We start from the raw sequence: 2,090 nt of genomic DNA on the forward strand, positions 1-2,090 counted from the left end.
TTTTCGCCAAACACCTCCGCTTAAGGATTGAGCCCGAAATTTTTGAGGAGATAACCGTAAATTTCCTTGCCATGGCTCCACTTTAGAAAATATTGGCTCACCAATTTCATCACCAACGTCCATTACTGAAGTTATTTGTAGAGGCATAATTACTTGAGGAAAATCATCTCTAGGAATGATATCCCCAGGTGAATAATAACTTGTTCCTGGATCAGGATCTGGATCTGGAATTGGAGAAACAGGATCTGGATCATCATTAGGTGAGCATGCCCCAATCGAAAACAGCATAATTACAAACATCGTAAGTATTGCTGCTGTTGTTTGATATATTGTTGTTGTTTTCATAATATTATGTTTTAAGTTAAACTTATCTCAATACTAATATATTTATAGAAGCAGGATACTGCAATGATATCTATCAGTTAGTTGTGGGATTTAGTGAAGGTTTATTTTTATTATATAATCTAAATGGTGAAGCTGACTCTCAGGTGTATTTCTTCGAAGGTAGTTTTTCTGATTATGAAGAAAACAATAAGAAACGTTTAGGTGTAGATTTGATTCCGAAGCGTATTAAGTATAAGAAATTGGTACGATAGTTTTCCCCCAAAAAAAAAAGCTCACTTTTAAGTGAGCTTTTTTTTTATAGAAATTTAATATTGCGTTAATAAGTTTCTTTAAAACTTAATTATCACCATACATATGGCCATCAGTAAAATCTTTATATGGTTTTTCTTCATCCTTTGCAATTTGATCATTCATAGCTTCTAATCGGTCATTTTCTTTTTTTAACTTATAAGATTTTCTAATTCCAAGTAATAATAAAATTCCAAAAAAGATAGTAATAATAACAAGTACAGTAACAATAGTAGACTGACTAATTAAAAAAACAGGGTTAAAATTAAAAAGAGAGAAAATTGCTAGCATATTAATAGCATAAAGGGTGATTTGTTATTAACAAATATAGTGTAAACTTTCAAAATGTATGAATTTATTTATTAACTGTAACATTTTAATAACTATTTATACTTATAAATTGAGCAACATTTAAAAAAAGTTAATTTAATTAAAAAGTAAATATTCATTTACGTTTTAAAAGTGAGATTTTTTAACGAAATTGCTTGTCCGTAAAATTGTTCAACTTAAAAATATAAAATATACTATGGCAGATGATTTTGATTTATTAGAAACCAATTCAAATGAAAAAACCGAAAAAGTAGATGTTAATTGGGGAAAAGCCATTGACACTATGAAATCTAAATTGTCTCAAGAAGATGATCCAGAATCGCGTCAAAAAATATTGAACGCTACTTTGGATGATGTGGTTCATATGGCAGAAAAAGACAGAACAACTCTTTTAGATGCGATTAAAGATTTAACCGACTATCAAGATGAAGTTGGTATTATGTTCGAGAAATTCTCAGCACTAAACGCCACAGAGCAGAAGGTTATTGACGATGCTCAAAAAGCTTTGGAGCGCGCACGCATTGAACTTGAAGATGCCAGAAACAAACCAGATACTTGGTGGAATAACCTTTGGGGCCGTAAAAGTAAAATTAAGAAAGAAGAAGCTGAATATGCCATAGCCGAAAAAACTAGAGCAGGAGCCGATAATAAGGCAAAAGCCATGTTTCAAGAGCGTATTGAAAGTGCCGATGTGCAAACACTTTTAAGCGAATTATCATATAAATCGCAGGCTGCAGTTACACGTTTAAAAAATCGTGAGGTAGAAATTAAAGAAGTAGAAGAAAAGCTGAAAGATGCGATTGTTGAAGCTTCAAAAAATCACACCAAAGCATTAGAGAAGAAAAAAGAAGTAGAAGCGAAGTTAGAAGAAAACTATGCCTTATTAAAACAAGCGCGCCAAGAATTGGAAGATATTGCAGATAAGCAATCTACCGAATATTCTGAAGCTATAGGTAAAATGACCACTTTAGAGCAAAAAGTTGAAGAGCTAGAAGGTTTGAAAAATGCTTACACAACCTTGGCTGCAAGTAAGGATAGTTTTGTTCACAAGCATAATTTAACTATTAAAGTATTAACCTCGTTACGTAGCAACTTGCAAACACACCGTGCAAAATTAAAATCTGATA

The 2,090-nt window shown here is 31.9% G+C and carries 4 protein-coding genes; 2 read left to right on the forward strand and 2 right to left on the reverse strand.

All coding sequences use genetic code 11. The features are described 5' to 3' along the window. Window positions 1–345: hypothetical protein (locus WBN21_RS02835; protein ID WP_424197784.1), on the reverse strand; the 345-nt coding region annotated here is incomplete at its 3' end. 83 nt (window positions 346–428) lie between these two features. On the opposite strand from WBN21_RS02835, the gene WBN21_RS02840 reads away from it, so the two are divergent. Beyond that, on the forward strand, window positions 429–596 hold the full coding sequence (locus WBN21_RS02840) for a hypothetical protein (RefSeq protein ID WP_424197787.1): 168 nt from the start codon (window positions 429–431) through the stop codon (window positions 594–596). An 85-nt stretch (window positions 597–681) separates the two neighbouring features. Here the strand turns inward: WBN21_RS02840 and WBN21_RS02845 are convergent, their stop codons facing one another. Beyond that, window positions 682–924: a hypothetical protein gene (locus tag WBN21_RS02845; protein WP_424197785.1), complete on the reverse strand. Its 243-nt coding sequence runs from the start codon at window positions 922–924 to the stop codon at window positions 682–684. A 235-nt stretch (window positions 925–1,159) separates the two neighbouring features. On the opposite strand from WBN21_RS02845, the gene WBN21_RS02850 reads away from it, so the two are divergent. Beyond that, window positions 1,160–2,090 (forward strand): microtubule-binding protein (locus WBN21_RS02850; RefSeq protein ID WP_424197786.1); only part of this gene is annotated, 931 nt, incomplete at its 3' end.

The organism is Algibacter sp., assembly GCF_049667265.1.
Taxonomy (GTDB): Bacteria; Bacteroidota; Bacteroidia; order Flavobacteriales; family Flavobacteriaceae; genus Algibacter_B.

Coding starts and splice junctions, on each gene's coding strand:
- WBN21_RS02845 (WP_424197785.1), bottom strand. CDS start 924: ATGCTAGCAATTTTCTCTCTTTTTAATTTTAACCCTGTTTTTTTAATT.